14 protein-coding genes and 1 tRNA gene are annotated in these 22,325 nt (G+C 37.8%); 9 read left to right on the plus strand and 6 right to left on the minus strand.

The window, feature by feature from the left end:
• Window positions 1–21: 21 nt before the first annotated feature.
• Window positions 22–1,023 carry a tRNA (adenosine(37)-N6)-threonylcarbamoyltransferase complex transferase subunit TsaD gene (gene tsaD, locus LC454_RS06055; protein WP_223580625.1) on the minus strand — a complete coding sequence of 334 codons (1,002 nt, stop codon included), beginning with the start codon at window positions 1,021–1,023 and terminating at the stop codon, window positions 22–24.
• Between the two features lie 51 nt (window positions 1,024–1,074).
• Here tsaD and LC454_RS06060 point away from each other — a divergent pair, with 51 nt between their 5' ends.
• On the plus strand, window positions 1,075–5,460 hold the full coding sequence (locus LC454_RS06060) for a translocation/assembly module TamB domain-containing protein (RefSeq protein WP_223580628.1): 4,386 nt from the start codon (window positions 1,075–1,077) through the stop codon (window positions 5,458–5,460).
• A gap of 225 nt (window positions 5,461–5,685) precedes the next feature.
• On the opposite strand, the gene LC454_RS06065 is transcribed toward LC454_RS06060, so the two are convergent.
• On the minus strand, window positions 5,686–7,011 hold the full coding sequence (locus LC454_RS06065; RefSeq protein WP_223580631.1) for a trigger factor: 1,326 nt from the start codon (window positions 7,009–7,011) through the stop codon (window positions 5,686–5,688).
• Window positions 7,012–7,079: 68 nt separating this feature from the next.
• Window positions 7,080–7,161 (minus strand) — tRNA-Leu (locus tag LC454_RS06070).
• Between the two features lie 149 nt (window positions 7,162–7,310).
• Between LC454_RS06070 and LC454_RS06075 the strand changes: the two genes are divergently transcribed.
• The 5 genes from LC454_RS06075 to LC454_RS06095 all read left to right on the plus strand — a co-directional run bounded on the left by LC454_RS06075 (window position 7,311) and on the right by LC454_RS06095 (window position 12,503).
• On the plus strand, window positions 7,311–7,922 hold the full coding sequence (locus LC454_RS06075) for a hypothetical protein (protein ID WP_223580633.1): 612 nt from the start codon (window positions 7,311–7,313) through the stop codon (window positions 7,920–7,922).
• Window positions 7,919–8,221, plus strand: coding sequence for a winged helix-turn-helix domain-containing protein (locus tag LC454_RS06080; protein WP_120259565.1), 303 nt, complete (start codon window positions 7,919–7,921; stop codon window positions 8,219–8,221). Before LC454_RS06075 ends, LC454_RS06080 begins: the two co-directional genes overlap by 4 nt.
• 52 nt (window positions 8,222–8,273) lie before the next feature.
• The gene (locus LC454_RS06085; RefSeq protein ID WP_223580635.1) at window positions 8,274–8,765 is read left to right on the plus strand and encodes a Coq4 family protein; all 492 of its coding nucleotides are present in this window, start codon (window positions 8,274–8,276) and stop codon (window positions 8,763–8,765) included.
• 4 nt (window positions 8,766–8,769) lie between these two features.
• Window positions 8,770–10,254, plus strand: a complete 1,485-nt coding sequence (gene creD, locus LC454_RS06090) for a cell envelope integrity protein CreD (protein WP_223580637.1) — start codon at window positions 8,770–8,772, stop codon at window positions 10,252–10,254.
• A gap of 167 nt (window positions 10,255–10,421) precedes the next feature.
• Window positions 10,422–12,503 carry a S9 family peptidase gene (locus LC454_RS06095; RefSeq protein ID WP_223580639.1) on the plus strand — a complete coding sequence of 694 codons (2,082 nt, stop codon included), beginning with the start codon at window positions 10,422–10,424 and terminating at the stop codon, window positions 12,501–12,503.
• Window positions 12,504–13,289: 786 nt separating this feature from the next.
• Here LC454_RS06095 and LC454_RS06100 read toward each other — a convergent pair.
• Both LC454_RS06100 and LC454_RS06105 read right to left on the minus strand, forming a co-directional pair.
• Entirely contained in the window at window positions 13,290–14,237 is a 948-nt protein-coding gene (locus LC454_RS06100; RefSeq protein WP_223580641.1) for an MlaD family protein, read from the minus strand.
• Window positions 14,238–14,299: 62 nt separating this feature from the next.
• On the minus strand, window positions 14,300–15,100 hold the full coding sequence (locus tag LC454_RS06105; RefSeq protein WP_223580643.1) for an N-acetylmuramoyl-L-alanine amidase: 801 nt from the start codon (window positions 15,098–15,100) through the stop codon (window positions 14,300–14,302).
• 201 nt (window positions 15,101–15,301) lie between these two features.
• Here LC454_RS06105 and LC454_RS06110 point away from each other — a divergent pair, with 201 nt between their 5' ends.
• The 3 genes from LC454_RS06110 (at window position 15,302) to LC454_RS06120 (ending at window position 20,799) form a co-directional block, all read left to right on the plus strand.
• Window positions 15,302–17,932 carry a putative LPS assembly protein LptD gene (locus LC454_RS06110; RefSeq protein ID WP_223580645.1) on the plus strand — a complete coding sequence of 877 codons (2,631 nt, stop codon included), beginning with the start codon at window positions 15,302–15,304 and terminating at the stop codon, window positions 17,930–17,932.
• A 145-nt stretch (window positions 17,933–18,077) separates the two neighbouring features.
• Window positions 18,078–19,337, plus strand: a complete 1,260-nt coding sequence (locus LC454_RS06115) for a competence/damage-inducible protein A (RefSeq protein ID WP_223580647.1) — start codon at window positions 18,078–18,080, stop codon at window positions 19,335–19,337.
• Window positions 19,338–19,449: 112 nt separating this feature from the next.
• Entirely contained in the window at window positions 19,450–20,799 is a 1,350-nt protein-coding gene (locus LC454_RS06120) for a dihydrolipoamide acetyltransferase family protein (RefSeq protein ID WP_223580649.1), read from the plus strand.
• Between the two features lie 128 nt (window positions 20,800–20,927).
• Here the strand turns inward: LC454_RS06120 and LC454_RS06125 are convergent, their stop codons facing one another.
• On the minus strand, window positions 20,928–22,301 hold the full coding sequence (locus LC454_RS06125; protein ID WP_223580652.1) for an MATE family efflux transporter: 1,374 nt from the start codon (window positions 22,299–22,301) through the stop codon (window positions 20,928–20,930).
• Window positions 22,302–22,325: the final 24 nt, after the last annotated feature.

The following is a 22,325-nucleotide window of genomic DNA, read 5'->3' on the forward strand; positions in this document are numbered from 1 at the left end:
GAAACGTTCTTTAATAATATTTTATAAATGCATTCTCGCCATCGGAGCTACATCCTGACCAACAAAGTCCCCTTTTAAATATTTATGATATCCAGCAATGGCGATCATCGCTGCATTATCTGTACAATACTCGAATTTAGGAATAAAGACATTCCAATGGTATTGCTCCCCCATTCCAATCAATCCCTTTCTTAGCCCAGAATTAGCAGAAACACCGCCCGCAATCGCGATATCTTTCACCCCCGTTTGCTTTGCGGCTTTCTTCAATTTATTTAATAAGATAGAGACAATACGAGATTGCACACTAGCACAGAGATCTGCGATATTTTCTGTCAAGAAATCAGGATTCTGTTTTAACTGATCTTGAACAAGGTAGAGTATTGCTGTCTTTAACCCTGAAAAGCTAAAATTAAGTCCAGGAATTTGAGGTTCTGGTAATTTATATGTATTGGAATTACCCTGGCTTGCAAATTTATCGATAAGCGGACCACCGGGGTAAGGCAAATTCAGTATTTTAGCTGTCTTATCAAAGGCCTCCCCTGCAGCATCGTCCAAGGTCTCACCCAATAATTCCATTTCGAAGTAATCTTTTACCAGGACAATTTGTGTATGCCCACCTGAAACAGTTAGACATAAAAAAGGAAAACTCGGTTTCGGTTCTTCAATAAAATGGGCCAAAATATGCGCCTGCATATGATTTATATCGATTAACGGAATATTCTGAGCAAGTGCAAATGATTTTGCAAAAGAAGTTCCGACCAAAAGAGCACCTAATAATCCAGGTCCGCGCGTAAAACTCACTGCATCTATTTGATTTTTGCTTATTTTTGCTTGACGAATGGCTTCGTCCACCGTAGGAATAATATTTTGTTGATGGGCACGTGAGGCTAACTCGGGAACAACTCCACCATATTTTGCGTGGATTGCCTGAGTAGCAATAACATTTGAATGAATTTCACCGTTAATACAAATAGAAGCGGAGGTTTCATCACAAGAGGATTCAATCCCTAAAATAATAGCCATAGCTGGAGTTATAAATTAGAATACAAAAGTATCAAAAAAATAATAAAAATAATGTCAATAGTCCTGGGTAGTATATTCATTATACTGCTTGCATTGGCATTATCGCTACAGCTGAAACCTGTACAAAATTTTGTTGCACAAAAGGCCATCAAGTATTTATCCAAGGAGCTGGACACCAAAATCAGTTTAAAAAGTATTTATTTTAAACCCTTTAAATCTGTTGTGATAGAGGGCTTCGAAATTTATACCCCAGAAGGTCAAAAAATTATAAAATCCGAAAAAATAGAGGCAATTGTAAATCTATCCCAGCTAATAGAATTGAACAGGGTTGTCATTAATAAGTTGAAGATTGAAAATACGGAAAGTAATTTCGAACAATTTAAGGATAGCAGCAATATCTCATTTTTAATCCGATATTTCAACCCACCAAAGAAAGAGAAAAAGAAAAGTTCAAAAAAAATAATCTTTGACATTAAAGAACTTATTATCAACAACAACTCATTCAACTATGTTAACCACAGGCAAAAACACTATAACAAAGTTGTTGATTTTGGCGATTTAGGCATATCAAAATTAAATGCACACTTTAGTAATATAAAAATTGACTCCAATCGTATCTCAGCAGACATCAAAGGTTTCAATCTTAATGAAAAAAAAGGATTGGTTATTAAGGGACTCCTCGCCCATGCTTCAGTAAGTAACAAAAGCATTGAACTGACAGATCTCATGCTCACAACCAATCGTTCCACAGTCAAAAATTATATAAAATTAAGCTACAATAATTTCTCAGATTTTTCAGACTTTATCCATAAAGTCAATGTCGAGATACGTGCACGCGATTCGCGCATACACTCCGAAGATATTGCCCTCTTTTCATCCCCAATGCACCAGGTCAAGTTTGATGTAAAGATCAAAAAATCGAACCTGAAGGGTACTGTAGCAGCCATCAATGCTTCACAAGTAGATCTGACCATTGGAAAAAACACCAAATTAGCGGGCGATCTAAAAATTATAGGCCTACCTGATATAGACAAGACAGACTTTATTGTTCCCCATGTTTTTATATCCTCTGAACATAGTGATCTCAAAAATATTATTAGTGAACTCGGCAATTTAAAAAACTTCAAACTTCCTGAGATTGTCACACTTTTCAATAAATTCACATTCAAAGGTAGCTTACTTGGAAAGTACAATAAATTTAAAACCATTGGTGCCTTCGCTACTGACATTGGTAATGTAGAAGCTGATGGAGCACTAGACCTACGAAAAGAAATAAAATATGCCGGCAAATTTCAGTCTAAAAAATTTGATCTTGGTAAAGCTACCAAATTAAAAGATTTAGGCAGTTCTGGCTTCGATCTACAGCTCGATGGAACGGGTACTGATCCCAAGGATTTAAAGCTTAATATAGCAGGTAAACTAACTAATTTCAGTTTTAAACAATATACCTATCAGCAGATTCAGGTTAAAGGCGATATAGACAAACAATTATTTCTCGGTTCGGGAACAATACATGACCCACATCTTAGGTTACAGTTTACGACAGATATAGACTGGTCCGCCCAGCCTAACTATCACTTGGATGCGGATATACAACAGGCAAATTTAAAAAAGCTCAATTTCTTTCAAGGTGACTCAATCAACATTGTAGACACCAAATTACATACGAGCTTAATTGGGGATAACATCAATAATATTACCGGGGAATTTAAATCCGATAGTGTAAGTTTTACTTCCTCCAAAGGAAAGTTTGTGATCAAAAACATCAATTTCCTCGCAGAAGGAGATCAAGAAGCGCGGTCGTTAACACTGCAGTCCGCTATTGGCCATATCGACCTCAAAGGAAGAATTGATCTAAACACGATTGTCCCCTATTTTAAGGCACTAGCGATGCGTTACGCCCCCGCAATTGGATTTGAAAAGAATGACTTTAACCGTCAGGATTTTGACCTCAATATCAATATAAAATCTTTCAGACCTATTGCAACCTTCTTTAGAAAAGACATCGCCCTGGATAGTGGAGCAACATTGAATGCAAAATTTGCCAGCGAAAAGCAGACCGCAAATTTTAATTTTTATGCACCTGAATTTAAATACAATGGTATACGTCTAACCCATTTGATTATTGACCAAAATGCCAATCTTAAAAATATGGAACTACAGACTTCCATAGACCAGATCAATTTTACGGATAGCACTTATATCAAGAATGTAAATATTTCAAACACCTTAGTCAATGACAGTCTACAGTTCAACATAAAAATGTCAGAACTGGAAGCCAGTAATAGCTTAGATCTCAATGGCGTTATCCGTTTTGCCCATGCAAAACCGGCTTTCATCAATTTTTACCCATCCAATATACTTATCAACAAAGAACAGTGGCTTGTCAACAATGATGCACAATTAAAAATTTCAAAAGGCAAATGGTATTTTGAGAAACTCACATTGAGTCATGCTGAGCAGAAAGTGCATATTGATGGTATATTATCAAATGACGTTTCAGATCAAATCAATTTAAGATTCCAGGATTTTAATCTCAGTTCGCTCAATGGTATCACAAAACCACACGGTATCAATTTGTCAGGAAATTTAAATGGAAAGATTGAGGTTAATTCTGTTTTTAAGTCTCCATTTATCGTTGCCAACATCAAGACATCCCCCATCCTTTACAACAATATCCCAATAGGAGCATTAGCACTTAGTGCTAATTATGACCCTGAAAACCAATTGGTAAAACTAGATAGTAAAATAGAAGAAGGTGATAAATTAATTCAGTTAAGGGGTTCCTACAACCACCTAAGTGAAAATAACAAACTCAACCTTAGGGCAACGATGGTTAATACAGATGTATTTGTTTTTCAACCGTTTTTGCGAAGTCTAGTTTCCAACATTAAAGGTAAGATAAATGCAGACCTTGACATAGAAGGTGATATCCTAAACCCCAAAATTAGTGGATCGGGAAAGCTTGACAATGCTTCAATGGTTATCAATTACCTCAAAACTCCCTATCGTCTTTCCGAAGAAATCAATGTGACCAACAATAGAATTTTCCTTACTGGTCTCAAAATATACGATCAAAAAAACAATATAGCGACCATCGACGGCATTGTTGATCTTAACAAGTTAAGTGACCCGGATATAGATGTGACAGCCGAGGCAAAGAATTTCATGGTATTGAATACAACAATAAAAGATAACAATACTTACTATGGCACCGCTTACGCTTCCGGAACCTTCCAGTTTAAGGGATTGACATCAGCAATGAATATCAATATACGTGCTAAATCAGAAGAAAACACAGTCATCAATATACCTTTTAATAGCGCAAGTACGATTTCCGATAGTGATTTTATCTACTTTATAGAAAAAGATTCCACCAAAATCAAGAAAAATCAAAAGAAACGGGATTTTAATGGTTTGACGATGAATATGGATCTACTAATCACGCCAAATGCTGAAATCAACCTTTTTTCAAGTATGGGGGAACTATCGGGCAAAGGAAATAGTAACCTGAATATGCGAATATCTTCACTGGGAGATTTTGAAATGTTCGGTGATTTCATCGTAAACAGTGGTAAGTTTAATTTCACCGCACAGGATTATATCAACAAAATATTTGACTTAAAGGAGGGTGGAACTGTACGATGGGCTGGCAATCCGACTGAAGCCAATATCAATATCAACGCGATATACCAACAGAGAACCAGCTTAGCTCCACTGTACAATGCTGCGGGAAGAGAGGAAAACCCTGAGCGTGTACTAGCACAAGCGGACATGATTTTAAAAGGTCAATTGAGTCAACCCGATATTACATTTGACATCAATTTCCCACAGAACCCTGGTGTGAAGGACGAGCTGCAAGGGTATTTCTCTGATGCCAATAATGTGAACCAGCAAGCGCTCAGTTTAATTGTGAGACGTAGCTTCACCCCCGGAACACAAAGTGATTTTGGGAAAGAAGTCAACAATACATTACTATCAGCGGGCACCGAAATTGCTTTCAATCAAATCAATAATATCATCGCACAATCACTCAATATCAATTTCTTTGATATCAATATTAAATCATTGAATGACGCCTCTGCGTCCCTTCGTTTATTTAATGACAGGTTAGTTCTCACAGGCGGTATTTCGGATCGCAGGAGTCAGGCGTTAACAGATTTGAATGTATTCTCAGATCGTGTTTCAACTGATGCTGAAGCTATGTTTTATTTGCGCAAAGATGGTCGACTTGTACTTAGGGCTTCCAACCGCCTAAACACAAGAAACTTTCTTCTTAGTCCAAACGATGGGGAATATATCAGCGCCTTTGGATTATTATATCGGCAAGAGTTTAACACTTTCTCTGAATTTCTGAAAAGGCTATTTCCATTGGGAAAGAAGAATAATTTCTTTATTCCAACCCAAACAGACGCAAAGAAAAGCCAACCCAACTAACAATAGGCTACTAAAATAATAGTAAAAGCTAGTCCGCCTATCCCATCACAATCAAAAAAGCTGAATGAATCAGTGATTACCGAATGGTAAGATCAGAGCAAGGGATATATCTAGGTCGCTTCTATAAATCAAAACGATCAACAGTATAAAGGACTTCATTGAAGGCATAAAAAAAGCCTTCCAAGATATTTGGAAGGCTTTTTTTATAATAATGTTAAAAACCGCTTACGCTAATTTTTCGAATTCTTTAAATTCAATATCGCTGCTGTTCAATTTAACCAAACCTTTTAAGTGATCAAATACTTTCAAAGCTTTAGCTTCTTCGAACAAACGGTTACCTTGCTCTCTGTCTTGTAACAATTGAATTGCAAACTGATTCAATTGCTCATCAGAAGGCTCTTCGTTGATATTGTACATTTTGATTTGTGCGTAGATACGTTCTTTCGCTAAATTGATTACCTCATCATATTTAACTTCAAGACCGTTTTCAGTAACGACACGGTTTTCGATGATTGTCCATTTCAAGTTGTTCAAGAAATCAGCAAATCCTTCGTTAAGCTCTTCTTCAGAAATGCTAGGGTTAGTCGCTTTCAACCATCTTTTCAAAAACTCTTCAGGGAATTTTACGTCAACTTTGTCCATACCAAAAGTATACATATCGTTACGTAATTTTTGATCTGAGTTTTGCTTGAACAAGTTTTCTACTTCTTCTTTTACTTTTTCAGTAAATTGAGCTTCTTCAGTTACTTCACCTTCCGCAAACAATTTATCGAAAAATTCTTGGTTAAGATCAGCTTCTTCTAAACGGTTGATGTTTTTAACAGTCAATTCGAATTTTGTTACATCCAAAGCTGTAGCTTCTTCTTCAGTGATACCTAAGATACGTGCTAAATCTTCTGTTTTGAAAGCTTTCTTAACATCGATTTTAACAGCATCGTCTTTTTTAAGACCTACTAAAGATTTCTTGATTTTTGCATCTTCAACGATATCAGTACGGATCGAAGTTGTTTTCTCAAGACCTTCCTCTTTATCTTGTTTCAAGGTAGCATACAATACATCCCCTTCTTCTGATACTTCTGGATTAGTCATCTTTCCATAGCTACGACGTAAGTTTTTGATACGATCTGCCAAAGTCTCTTGATCAGCTTTGATATTGTAAACAGCAAACTCAGTCTCAGTAGTAAAAGGTAATTCAAAAGCAGGAGCTAAACCAATCTCATATTTAAAATTGAAATTATCTTTATAATCCCAGCTATATTGTGCGTCATCTTCCAAAGGAAGTGGCTGACCTAAAACTTCTAATTTATTTTCTGAAATATAATTCGTGATTTTATCGTTCACCAATTTATTGATCTCATCAAATAAAATAGATTTACCATAAGTACGTCTGATATGTCCCACTGGAACCTGACCCGGACGGAAACCTGGTAATTTCGCCTTTTTAGCTTGCGCTTTAATCTCTTTGTCGACTTGAGGATTATAATCTTCAGGTGCTAATGCGACGTTGACGACCGCATTGATTGCATCTACATTCTCGTGTGAAATATTCATACTCTTTTTAGCTATATCGCATTCATAAAAAAATCCTCCCGAGGTTTTAAGTTCGGGAGGACATCAAGTGCGGAAGAAGGGACTCGAACCCCCACGCCTTGCGGCGCCAGATCCTAAGTCTGGTGCGGCTACCAATTACGCCACTTCCGCATTAGGATTTCTTTTGATGCCACAAAGATAGAAACCAAACCTATATCTTGCAAGTATTTTCCACTCTTTTTTTTATTTTTTTTCAATATTCTTTCTGCCGCTTGCATAATTCATTATTATTCATTTACTTTGAATATCAAAGTACTTTTATGGAACAAAAAGATTTATTTAAAGAGCTTGGAGAGATCAGATTATTGATGGAGAAATCCTCCAAATTTGTTTCGATAAGCGGTTTGTCAGGTGTTCTTATCGGCTGCTATGCGTTATTAGGAACTTTACTTGGCTACTATGCGATAGCAAATCCCGAAGCTGTGATCAATCGGTTCGCCTCTGGTCTGACTATTCCTACACTCTTTTTAATAGTTGCTCTATTGATTCTGACGCTCTCATTATTGACCGGATGTTTAATGGCTCGCAAGAAAGCTAAGAAAAATAAGCAGTCGATTTGGAACATTACCAGCAAATCTCTTTTATTTGCAGTTTCAATCCCTTTGATAACTGGAGGAGTTTTAGCATTAGTCCTACTTTCTCAAGGTTATTATCATTTGATTGCTGGAATACTGCTTATTTTCTATGGCTTGGCTTTAGCTGCTGGCAGCATTTATACCTTCGCAGAAGTGAAATGGTTAGGCATACTAGAAATATGCTTAGGTTTAATGGCAGTATGTCTTCCAGACCACGGACTGATGTTATGGGGATTAGGATTTGGTGTGTTACATATCATCTATGGTTTTATCGTTTACAAAAAGTACGAATCGTGAAATTAGATCTTTCTTTATATGACAAAATATTCGAAAATAGAGTCCGCTTACAAATTATGAGCGTTCTTGCAGTGAATGAAGAATATGACTTCAATTCGTTCAAAGAAGTATTGGAAGTAACTGATGGAAATCTAGCCTCCAACCTCAAGACACTGGAGAAGGAAGAGTATATTGTCGTGGAGAAAAGTTTTGTCGACCGCAAGCCCAATACCAAATATAAAAGGACAACAAAAGGTTTAAAAGCATTTGAAAACCACCTTATTGCATTAGAAAATTTAATAAAACAACAATATAAATAATTTTTTTACCCAAACACTTTGAAATTCAAAGTACTTTTAAAAACAATAAAACATGAAAGGAATTCGATTAAAACTCATGCTTCATCTCTACAACTGGTCTTCCAAAGTGTATGCAGATATTTTCAAATGGAACAAAAAAGCATGGGGAATTAGCAAAGAGGAATTTTTAACCTACCCAATTGGGAGCATTGGCCATAGTTTGGGTCTCTTTTATGCAAGCAAGGGCTTTGATGTCATGCCGAAATTGGAAAATCACGATGTCTTCCATATTATAACGGGAACGGGAACTGAAATTCAAGATGAAATTGCCATGCAATATCTTCTGTTAGGTAACGGAAAAGTCAGTCTATATTTAATGGGAATGATCGCGATTGGAGGCATTCTTTTTCCAGAACATTTTAAATATTACAAGAAAACCTTCCAGAAAGGCCGATCCCTACAAAGATTCCATCATATTGAATTCAAAGAGATACTTCATTACCAGCTTACCGAACTCCAAATTGCATTATACAGTAAAAATATTCAGCTTGATTTAAATAAATGAAATCATGGAAAACCAAAATACACCCCAAAGCTCATTTGCAGCAGAACAGTATTCGCTTTTTGATAAAATTAGCAACTCAACTGTCCTAAAATTATTTGTCATCTTATTTCTTTCATTACTATTGCTCATACCACTGACATTGATCAGCGATCTAATTGAAGAACGTAAAACTCGCGAGCAAAGCGTATCTGAAGGTATTGCACTTAATTGGGGCCAGGAGCAGGTCATCTCCGGTCCCGTCGTAGCAATCCCCTACAGCGAAATTATTCAGAAGCCCGCTGAAAAAAGTAAAAACTCAGCAACATTAGAATACAAACAAACAAAGTGGATATTTATTCTGCCCCAAAGCTCGAATATCAGCACAGACATCAGTCCACAGCATCTTTCCAGGGGGATCTATAATTCTGTGGTATACAACAGTCATATCTCGATCGAAGGTAGCTTTAATAAAATCGATCTAACAAAGCTGGAAATCCCAATTGAAAAGATTGACTGGAAAGGAAGTCGATTAGTATTTGGTATACAAGATTTTAAGGGATTAGGTAAACGCCCTATTCTCAAATGGAATGGTCTAGAGTCAGCTTTCGATCCCGATTTCAACAACCTCAAACTATTCAATCAAAATTTGGTCTGCCCAATTTCAATCAATCCCCAAAGCGAGAGCCTTTTCAAAATCACACTAGATCTAAAAGGTTCAAAATCATTAAATTTTGTCCCACTCGGTGATCAAACAAATATTTCCGCAAAAGGGAATTGGGCTAATCCGAGTTTTGTCGGTGCATTCTTACCAACTAAGCGAACAGTCGACAACTCCAATTTTTCAGCATCCTGGGAGATCCCTTCTTTTAGCCGCAAGCTGCCCCAACAATGGTCAGGAGATATTTATCCAATCTATCTTTTCGAAAAAAACAGGGGCAACCTGACAGATGAATCTGAGTCTCCCCAGCCCACTGCCGCTGCTGCATCTGATACAAACGTACCTAGTGACATGTTGGTCAACTCGGATATGATCACCATCAATTTCCTGCCAGATATCAATAACTACCAAAAAACGACACGGGTTGCTAAATACGGTATTTTGATCATCCTCTTAACGTTTACTTCGCTCCTATTCACCGAAATCATCAAGAAAAAAAGAATCCATATTATCCAATATGTACTAATTGGAGCAGCCATGGTACTCTTTTATACACTATTATTGGCATTATCAGAACATATCGGATTTAATCTTGCGTATTTAATCGCAGCAATCGCGACAGTAGTGCTCATTGCAAGTTTTATAAAAGCGATTACAAAAGATCTTAAATCTGCACTTTTACTCGGATCTATTTTAGGTACGTTCTATTTATTCATCTATGTACTCATGCAACTTAGAGATTACTCGCTTATCGCGGGAACGATCGGAATCTTTATTATTTTGGCAATCCTGATGCGTGTTTCCACAAAAATTAATTGGTATCAATTTGACAACAATCATGCTGATCAATAAGCAACATCTCAAAATCTATTGGGTAATTATCGGCATATTGCTCAAGAAATAAAGGTATCCAAACAAATAGCCGTCTTTTTACTAAATAAGACGGCTATTTTTATCCTTTGCTTAGCTTTTAGTAGCAAAATCTGTAACTTGCGAGGACATTTTTCAGCATTATATATATGAAAAAACTTACAATATTTACATTAGCGATTATGGCATGCAACCTCAGCAATGCGCAAGAAAGCAAAGGTGGAAAATCCAGTTTTAAGATGGTTACGGAAACACCACAACCTATTAGCCCTAGCACCCTTTGGGATCTCGGTCGTGTATCGGCTGAAGGACTTTCTTCAGATGGTAAAACATTGCTGTATGGTGTTTCTAATTACAACCTGGAAAGCAATACGAGTGAGAAGAATCTTTATACGATCTCATTAGCCAATGGTGCTGGTGGTCAATTTACGGATCAGAAAGGAGGCGAAACAGTAGTCCAGATCGAACAAAATGGTGATGTTATTTATCTATCGAAAGGCCACCTATGGAAAAAAAATCTGACAAAGGGAGATGCAACTCAGCTGACATCCGGTGAAATGGCCCTGGAAAATGTTAAATTTTCTCCAGATGGAACGCATATTCTTTTTAGCCAATCTGTATTAATAAAAAAATACCATAGCACAGATAAATACCCAGAACTGCCTAAATCGGATGCTTATATTTATGACAACTTAGATTACAGGCATTGGGATACATTCAATGATGGAAAATTCAATCACCCTTTTGTGGCCAGCTACAGTAATGGAAAAATAGGCGATCCCGTTGATCTACTGAAGGATCAACCTTACTACAGTCCGCAGGCACCTTTCGGTGGTGCAGAAGATTTCATTTGGTCTCCCGACAGCAAAGCGATACTATATGTCTGTAAGAAAAAATTCGGGACAGATTATGCCGTGAGCACCAACACAGATATTTATCGTTATGAATTATCTTCTGGTACAACCACTAATCTTACCGAAGGCATGAACGGCTATGACGTTGCACCAAGTTATTCTCCAGATGGTAAAAGTTTAACTTGGCTCAGTATGAGAACCGATGGTTATGAGTCCGACAAAAATGACATCATCCTATTTGATAAAAGCAGTTCAATCCGTTTAAATTTAACAGCACACTGGGATGGTACCGTCAACAGTTTTATTTGGAGCAATGATAATCGCAAAATATACTTTACTGCCGCCACCAAAGGTACTGTGCAGTTATTTGAATTAGAGGTACCTTCGAATATAAAGTCAAAAAGTCTTCCGAAGATCCAACAAATTTCAACTGGAGACTTTGATATTACGGGTATTGTTGGTCAAACCGGAGATAAGTTGATTGTTACTTTGACCAAATTCACGCGTGCGACTGAAGTCTTTAGCTTTGACCTCAAAAACAAATCTTTGACAGCGGTCACAAAGGTCAATGACGACAAGTATGCAGCAATTGCGGAAAACAAAATTGAAAGACGTATTACAAAAGCCTCCGATGGTGCTGACTTATTTTCATGGGTAATTTATCCTCCAAATTTTGATCCTGCAAAAAAATACCCAACTATACTCTATTGTGAAGGCGGGCCACAATCTGCGCTCACGCAGTTTTATTCTTTCCGTTGGAACCTGCAATTAATTGCTTCACAAGGTTACATTGTTATCGCACCAAATCGTAGAGGCATGCCCGGTTGGGGAGTAAAATGGAATGAGGCGATTTCACAAGATTGGGGCGGACAACCCATCAGAGACTATTTATCTGCTATAGATGATATATCCAAAGAAACATATGTCGATACAGCGCGTCGGGCAGCAATTGGCGCTAGTTATGGTGGTTATTCCGTTTACCAGTTAGCCGGAGTCCATCAAAATCGTTTCAAAACATTCATTGCACATAACGGCTTATTCGATATGAGAAGTTGGTATGGTACGACGGAAGAATTGTTCTTTGCCAATCATGAATTGGGTGGTGCCTACTGGGATAGCAAAAACGAAAAATCTTATACACAGTTTAATCCGATTGAGAAAGCAAATAACTGGCATACGCCTATTCTGATTTTTCAAGGCGGAAAAGATTACCGTGTTCCAATAGGACAAGGTTTAGCAGCCTTTCAACTTGCTCAATTGAAAAAAATAAAAAGCAGACTTGTCTATCTCCCGGATGAAAACCACTGGGTATTATCGGGACACAATGCTCTGGTCTGGCAAAGAGAATTCTTTACCTGGCTTAAAGAAACCCTCTAATACCGCTGTAAAATAAGAAAGTGAGATAATATACTTACGCTACTGATAAAATCGCTAGTAAAATATTGCAATTATCAAAATTAACGCCACTTATTGAGTGGCGTTAATTTTGGTTTAATGGCTGACCATAAAGTAAACCCGATATTTCTGGATTCAGAATTATTGATTTCCCTTTCAAATTGACCATCCGCAGGGGCTGTAATCTATTTCATTCCATCTTTTTCGATCATTTCAGATAACAAAGGATCAAGTTAACTACTGATTAACACCTACTTATTTATTAAAAGGGAGATTACGGGGTATTAACAAGGGTATAACAGGGGGGTAACAGGGGTATATCCCTATTAACCCTCTGTTAATACCCTATAAAAATAGTGTTGATAGAGTTTTAATATTGGCTATGGTATCAACTTGGTCATAAGTTAAGCACCAGCAATGATAAACAGCGTAGATAAAAACACACGTGGTGATTTCATAAAATAGCCCCAATGACCCCTCAAAAGAAAATTTAACACCGTTAACGCTTACCTGTAGCCGACTAAAATACTATATACAGCCATAAAAAAAACGTAACCCCAAAACAGTAAAGCAGAACTTCTGAACAGAAAAAGGAAAAAGTCGCGGGACAGTTTGTCGGTGACAATAGTAGCGTATTTGAGAACTATTCAGGTGCGACGTAACTGCTACTCTGATGGGGAGCATAATTCCAGCATCTAAAGAAGCCTTATATAGAAAAAGCCTGCAAATTGCAGGCTTTTTCTATATAAGGCTTCTGATAACCAAAATCTATTTTTCACCTTTTTTCCCAAAAATAGAAAGCTTGATATATTTACCGGGTTTCTCCTTAACATCCTTCATCAGATTATCCATTTCTTTAGATGCGTTATTTAGATTGTGGTATAATTCTTCATCATTAAGCAACAAACCAATTGACCCCTTACCACTATTAATCTTGCTAGTAATATTTTGAAAATCGGACATTGTCGCATTTACTTTGTTCATGGTTTGTTCAAAATCCAATCGTGCCGCTTTATCTGTTATATTATTTAGATTAGCCATTATTGCGTTGATTTTCTCACCATTTTGTGAGAAATTGGATGTGATCGATTCCAAATTGGCCATAATTCTATTTAACCGTCCCTTTTCAGTTCCCACAAGCCCCTCTACATCTTTTGTGATTCCTTCGACATTTTTCAGGGAAGTGGATATGCTATGAATACTATTCTTAAAATCATCTTGAAATTGTTTATCTAGCACCGTATTAACTACTGTCAATGTAGAATCCAGTTTGATCGTAATAGTTTCAATTCGCTTTTGAATTGGTTCAACTTTATCCATAATATTCGCTTGGATACCTGAATTTAGAAAATCGCCATCTTTTGCCATTTCTGTGCTATTGCCCATCTCAAAAACAATTGCCTTGCTACCCAATAGATCTGTGCTGGAAATGCGAGCGATGGTATTTTTAGGGATTTTATAATGGGAATGGATCTTAAATTCCGTTTTTATTTTACCATCTGGTTGTAAGGTCATTTTTGACACCCGTCCTATCTGATAACCGTTAACTAAAACCGGCTTGGAAGAAGTTAACCCGTCGACTGTATGGTAAGTGGTATAAAATGTATTATCGCTACTGAAGACGTCGTTTCCTTTTAAAAAACTATACCCTATAAATAATAGAGCAATTGCAACTGTTGCTAATATGCCGACTTTTGTTTCATTTGATATTTTCACAAATCATTTTTTTTGTAATGCATCATTAATATAACTTTAAAACAGCATAAAAGCAAATCTGTTTAGCGTTCAACAGAATTTTTATAAATTTTTAAAGCCGAAACCAAATTATTGACAATTTCTTGTTGCCCTTCATCCGATAAAAGATAGCTTTCCTCTTCCCTATTACTGATAAATCCGATTTCTGTCAAAACTGCTGGCATTCCTGCCTCTGCTAATACTGCTAATCCTTTTTCCCAGAACCCACGGCTATGTCTTCCCGCTTTCACGTACTCTCCCTCAATCATCTGTGCCAAACGAATACTTTTTTCACGGAATCTGTTTTTCATCAATGAAAAAATAATAGCACTTTCAGGGTCTTTAGGATCAAATCCCTGGTAATTTTCTTTATAATTTGATTCGAGCAATAACGATGCATTCTCACGGACAGCAGCATCCTGTTGCCCTAAACGATGCGAACCAGAAACCAAGCTTTCTGTACCATGGGCGCTAGAACCACCTGAATTACAGTGAATGGAAATAAATAAATCCGCTTTGTTAGCATTGGCCAAACGAATACGTTTATACAATTCCACAAATTCATCAGAAGTCCGCGTGTAGATAATCTTAACTCCAGGAATATCTTTTTGAATTTGTCGGCCGAGCTTTAACGCCACGTCCAACGCTACATTCTTTTCTAGGGATCGACGGCCCTGTGCACCGGTATCTTTTCCACCATGTCCAGCATCAATAACAATGGTTTTAATCTGATAGTCTGGCGGTTCGGGTTGGCCGTTGTTTAATTTGAAAGAATTCAATAAAAAAAATCCCAAAGTAGCAAACATAATGCTACACCATTTTCTAATTCTTAAATCTGATTTCATTGAATAATTATTTGCTCTACTATAAACGATACAAAATGAGTCAATATTATTTCTTTAATAGATAACGATATTTAACATATTTTCTATTTGTTTTTTGACTAATTTTGTCCTTCGAAGTTTAACATTATTTCACAAAAATAACATTTGTCTTTAATTTTGAAGTCGTTAATCAACATTTTAACACTATTTATCATTCTTGCAATGAGCAATTCAACATTCGCTCAGAGCAATATTCCATTAAAACAGAACGGACTTCAAAGTAAGGACCCTGTCTCGGCGACCAGTAAACTGCAGGATACAACAAAAATAAAACCTGCCGATTCTACTAAATCCGGGCAGGATACCACGAAGAAAAAAGGCAATGGATTGCAGGCGGAAGTCAGCATCATCGCAGTCGATTCCCAAAAATCGGAAGTAGCAAAGAATATTAGCCATTTATATCGTGGTGCAAAAGTAAAGTATCAGGATTTTGAACTTTCCGCTGATTACATCCGACTCGACCGCAATCAAAAAAAGATTTTCGCATCAGGCATTTATGATAAAAGCGGCAAATATGTAGGCCGTCCTATTGTTATTATGGGAAATGGCGAATCTCCTAAAACGGTAGATTCCCTCTATTATGATTACGAAAAGCAGGAAGGGAATACCTATGGCATTATGACCGAGGTAGATGGAGGCTTTATCCAAGCCAATATCGTCCGAAAGAATATCTATGATGAGATGTCAATCTACAAGGGACTCTATAGTACTTGTAATTTACCGGAGCCACACACCCATTTTGGTATACATATATCTAAAGGGATCGTAACTAAAAATCAGATCATTTCCGGTCCTGCTTATTTAGTGGTAATGGGGGTCCCTATGCCTGTAGCCTTCCCATTTGCTTTTTTCCCTAAACCCGACAAAAGAGCCTCAGGATTTCTTTTCCCATCTTTTGGTGAAGATTATACGCGAGGCTTTTCCATGCGTGACATTGGTTGGTATCTCGCTTTCAACGATTACTGGGATAGTGAAATTAGAGGATCATTATATTCAAAAGGTTCATGGGAAGTATCCATGAACACACGTTATACCGTAAATTATAAATTCAACGGTGGATTTAATATACGTTATGCAAATACGAAAACAGGGATAGAAGGCACCGATAATTATGGTTCAAACAAAGACTTCAATGTAACCTGGAACCATACCCAACGTCAAGAAGCTAACCCGGGAACATCTTTTTCTGCTAGTGTAAACTTCGGTACTGCCTCCTATTTCCGCAATACAGGTACAGGAAGCAACCTAACCACCTATGAAAATCTGGCCCAAAACAGAATGGGGTCATCTATCAGTTATGGAAAAGTATTTGCCGATGGAAAAGTAAATCTAACAGCAAGTTTAACCCATAGTCAGAATATGGCTGACAGGAGTATTCAGTTAAGTTTACCAAATATCAGTTTAAACGTTTCTTCATTCAATCCCTTTGACAGCAAAGACCGTGTAGGCGAACAAAAATGGTATCAACGTATTAATGTTGGTTATAGTTTTCAAGCACAAAATACAGTCAATACCAAAGACAGCTTGTTATTTAGTTCTGGAGGTTTCAAAAGGTTTCAGAATGGTTTCCAGCATAACATTCCGATCAGCTTATCGCTTAACGCATTTAAATACTTTCAATTCAATACTAGTGTAAACTACACCGAACGTTGGTACTTACAAAGTACCAGACAACGTATTGATAACACACCAGCAGGTTATAAACAACGGCTTGATACACTACAAGGATTTAATCGTGCTTACGATTACTCTGTATCTACTGGTCTTTCGACCAAGATATACGGTATGTATCCAAAGATCGGAAAAATCGAAGCGATCAGACATGTGGTCACTCCATCAATCAATTTTAACTATAGACCGGATTTCTCAGACCCACGTTATGGGTTCTATCAACAATATAATGATCAATATGGCAATCGTAATGTATATTCCATCTTTTCGCAGGGAGTATATGGTTCGCCTTCTGCCGGAAAATCTGCGGGTATAGGCTTCTCAATTGACAACAATATCGAGGCCAAGGTGAAGAGCAAATCTGACACCACCGACGGTGGTTTCAAAAAGATACCAATTCTTCAAGGTTTGACCTTTAGTGGAAATTATAATTTTGTTGCAGATTCATTAAAACTATCTCCGATAACTTTCTCCGGTCGGACAGCATTTTTCGATCAGAAGATGAATGTAAACTTCAACGGTACCTTTGACCCTTATTCTGTAAATGAAAATGGTGTCCGCGTCAACAGATATGCGATTAAAGATGGAAGTTTGGCCCGTCTGACAAATTTTGGTTTATCCTTTGACTATAGTCTAAATCCGAAAGCAGCCAAATCACGGGGTGACAACATCGATTCACTGAGAAAGCAAATGTCCAATGCTGGAATGACCCCAGAGCAGGCTCAGGCTTTGGCCCGAATCAGTTCCGATCCAAATGCTTTTGTAGACTTTAATATTCCCTGGAACCTAGCAGCTTCGTTCAGTTTTAATATGTCCAAGTTCTTTAATACGAGTACACGACGCATGGACAATCAGATTACGAGTACACTAAATTTACATGGAGACTTTAGTGTTACACCTAAATGGAAAGTAACGTTTCAATCCGGGTACGATTTCAAACAAAAAGAAGTTGTCATGACTTCCTTCAATATTTATCGAGATTTACACTGTTGGGATATGTCATTTGGGTGGATGCCATTTGGACGATATCGAAGTTATAATGTCACCATTCGAGCGAAGGCATCCATATTGCAAGATCTCAAATTGACAAAAAGGGCAAGTTCTGGAGGCAGTTATTTTTAAAATAACTGCTTTTTTTATACAATTAATCCGGTATACACCCAAAAATTCAAACCCAGTTATTACGCGAAAAGGACCATCTTTAAATTCTTTTAATCAAAACAATTTTAGCGTATAGTTGATCCGTAATTTTATGTAAGTTTATACTATGAAAGCAGAAATTATTACGATCGGAGATGAGATTCTGATAGGCCAGATTATCGATACCAACTCCAGCTGGATTGCACAACAATTGGGGAAATTCGAGATAGATATTGTCCAGATGACATCCATTCCCGACACCGAGGAAGCTATTTTCAATACTTTAAAAGACGCATCCACGAGAGCCGATTTAATTTTAATTACCGGAGGGCTTGGTCCAACTAAAGATGATGTTACGAAAAAAACCGCGGCAAAATATTTTGGCACTACATTAATCCGTGACGAAAAAGTACTCCAACATGTAACAAGTTTCTTTGAGTCCCGCAATATGGAAATGCTAGAGATTAATCGACAGCAAGCCGATGTTCTGGCAAACTGTGAAATATTATTCAACGATTATGGTACGGCACCAGGTATGTTGGTTTCCGATGCACAAAAGCACTATATTTTTATGCCCGGTGTACCGTTTGAAATGAAGCATCTAATGGAACAGCGTGTCTTCCCTTTGATCGAGCAACAAAATAAAGATATCTTCATCCACCACGAAACCTTACTTGTAGGTGGTATCGGAGAGTCTTATCTTGCTGAAGAAATAAGGGATATTGAAGAAGAACTTCCTTCAACTGTTAAATTGGCCTATTTACCCACATTAGCTTTTATTCGCCTACGGCTTTCCGGAAAAAGTAAAAACAAAGTGGATATTATTCAAGAAGTAAAGCTCTTTAAGAGCAAACTTCTGAATCGCTTAAAAAATTATGTGATTGCGGATTATGATACCACTATTGAAGCATATTTGATTAAGCAATTTACTCAACAGCGGCTTACGTTGACTACAGCTGAAAGCTGTACAGGCGGTAGTCTCGCGGCCTCATTAACAGCGAATCCCGGAAGCAGCGAAATCTTCGTCGGGGGAACAATCCCCTACTCCAATAGACTAAAACAGCAATTGCTAAATGTCCATGAAACAACATTGGAGCAATTTGGCGCTGTCAGTGAACAGACAGCCATAGAAATGGCAAGCGGTGCGAAAGCAAAATTTAGTACAGATTATGCTATTGCAACAACCGGGATAGCAGGTCCGGGCGGCGGTTCTGTTGAGAAACCTGTCGGAACAGTCTGGGTGGCGGTAGCTGGAAAAAAAGAAGTGATCACAAAGAAATTTCAATTCAACAACGATAGGCGCATAAACATCGAACGTACACGCATGAATGCGCTTCTCCTACTCTGGAAACTACTAGTAAAAGAAGAAGGTGCAAAATTCGAGTAACTTAAAATAAAATTTTAATAAAATCGTTTTTTAAGGAATAATATTTCAAATTGTTGAAAGTAAACCACAATTTAATTAACTTCGTTTTTCTATAACGAGATTGCTAAAAAATATGGCTTTATATAAACTCTTACTTCCAAAAATGGGAGAAAGTGTATCGGAGGCAACAATTACCAAATGGTTGAAACAACCTGGTGACTTGATTGAAGAAGATGACACTTTATTGGAAATCGCAACGGATAAAGTTGATTCAGAGGTACCTTCTCCTGTAAAGGGAATTTTGAAGGAACAACTTTATACTGCAGACCAAATCGTTCAGGTTGGTGATGTTGTTGCAATTATAGAAATAGAAGGAGATACCAAAACAAGCGAACCCACTGTTCAATCGCAGGAGAGCCTAGCTGATCAACCTACATTTTCAAATGAAACTACCAATTTCGAAATACCCGGTATAGCGCAATTGAGTAGTCCGGTCGAAGAAACAACAAATACACATTACGAACAAGGTGTCCGCTTCTATTCGCCGCTAGTAAAAAACATCGCGCGTCATGAGGGATTATCTCAGGAAGAACTTGATCGTATCCAAGGCACGGGAGCTGAAGGTAGAGTTACGAAAGAGGATATTCTGTTGTACGTAGCCAATAGAGGCACTCAGCAAAACACAGATCATGCGAAACCAACAAATGCCCCTCTGATCAAAAATGAACCGGCTCAAGTTACACCAACTCCAACAGTCCACACTGTTGTAAACGGTAGCGACGAAATTATTGAAATGGATCGTATGCGACGCTTGATTTCCGATCATATGGTCAAGAGTGTCCAAGTATCCCCACATGTCTGTTCATTTGTGGAAGCAGATGTAACCAACCTAGTCCTATGGCGCAATAAAGTAAAAGATGCGTATAAGAAACGTGAGGGAGAAAATATTACGTTCACACCACTATTTATAGAAGCCATTACCAAGGCTTTAAAAGACTTTCCTTTGGTTAATATATCAATCGATGGTTATAATATTATTAAAAAGAAAAATATCAATATCGGTATGGCTGCAGCGCTGCCAAATGGGAATCTCATCGTACCGGTAATAAAGAATGCTGATCAGTTGAGTCTAGTAGGGCTAAGCAAATCAGTGAACGACCTTGCACAGCGTTCACGGGCAAATAAATTAAAACCCGATGATACACAAGATGGGACATTCACATTTACCAACATTGGTGCTTTTGGTAATATCATGGGAACGCCTATTATCAATCAGCCACAAGCGGCGATATTGGCAGTCGGTACAATAACAAAGAAACCCGCGGTAATCGAAACAGAATACGGTGATATGATCGGAATTAGACATATGATGTATCTGTCCCTATCCTACGATCACCGTGCAATAGATGGCGCCCTAGGCGGCACATTCTTGAAACGGGTTGCAGACTATCTCGAAAACTGGGATAGCAACAGAGAAATATAACAGCAAAACAGTATTGCTATAAAAAAGTGGCTGTCCTTTTGGACAGCCACTTTTTTATTTACATCACATATATTCTAACAGGAATATACTTTCAGCTATATTAAGGCGTGTTTATCTTCCAGCAGCTTTTATAATATGCTATTTTCAAATTGAAGCTTCTTTCTCTTGATCACTAATTGGAACCGCAAATAGAGCAATACCGATGAAGTCAATAAACCAAGGGTCAAGCCGTACCAAATCCCTTTAATACCCCAGTCAAAAAGTATTCCCATCACATAACCACTTGGCAGTCCGATAATCCAATAAGCAATAAAAGTAATGATCGTAGGGATATTCACATCACCCATACCTCTCAAAACGCCTAGTCCAACGACCTGTGTGCCATCAAATAATTGAAAAAGACCCGCAATGATCAGTAATTGAGCAGCGATAACGACTACGGCCTTATCAGAAGTAAAAATATAAGGCAGATAATTATTGAAAATCGCAAACAATGACGCCGTAATCAACATAAAGATCAAAACCAACTGATAAGAAGTTATGGCAAAGCGCTCCAAGCGGAACAGGTTTCTATTTCCATAGCTATTGCCCACTTTAATTGTTGCAGCCGCAGCAATACCGCTGGCCATCATATAGGTCATTGCAGCTAACTGGATTGCTACCTGATGGGAAGCTTGAGCCGTAGCACTGATCGTTCCGGCCAGTAAAGATGCTCCAGCAAACGCACCAATTTCAAAAACATATTGCATTGCAACAGGTGCACCGATGCGCAATATTTTCCCTAGTCTTACCTTGTCTATTACTGTAATTTTAAAATGTTGTATATAGCCCTTAAACTTTTGCGATCGCAACACATAGGTCATCATCACCGCCATCATCAAGACACGGTCAATCAGCGTACTATATCCAACCCCTTTTACACCCATCGGCGTAATTCCGAACATACCCTTGACAAAGATGATTGCCAATATAATATTGAGTACGTTTCCCCAGATGGTTACATTCATCGCTTGCTTGGTAAAGCCCAGACCTTCGGCAAATTGCTTAAATGTACTGAATACCATCAGCGGTAACATAGAAAGGCTTAAAATCAGTAAATAAGGTTTCGCCTCCTTTACAACAGCCGGATCCTGATTCAGATGATCAATTGCGAGCATAGAACCAAAATAGACCAAACAGAACAACAATATACCGGTAATGATATTCAACCAAAAGCTATTTGATAATAATACAGCGCACTCCTCCTTATTATTGCGACCATTTTCCTGTGCGATCAATGGTGTGATCCCATAGGCAATTCCTAATCCGACTACCATAACGATCATAAAGACAGCGTTCACCAAGGACACTGCGGCCAATGGAATCGTTCCAGCAAAATGTCCGACTATAACGCTATCCGCGGTATGTACTAATGTATGTCCCAGTTGTGAAATGACAACCGGACCGGCCAATACGATCGTACTTTTGTAATACGGCTTGAATGTTTTAAATTTTCCCAACATAATCAATTCCTCAAAAAAATAGGC

It is taken from the genome of Sphingobacterium sp. GVS05A (assembly GCF_019969845.1).
Taxonomy (GTDB): Bacteria; Bacteroidota; Bacteroidia; order Sphingobacteriales; family Sphingobacteriaceae; genus Sphingobacterium.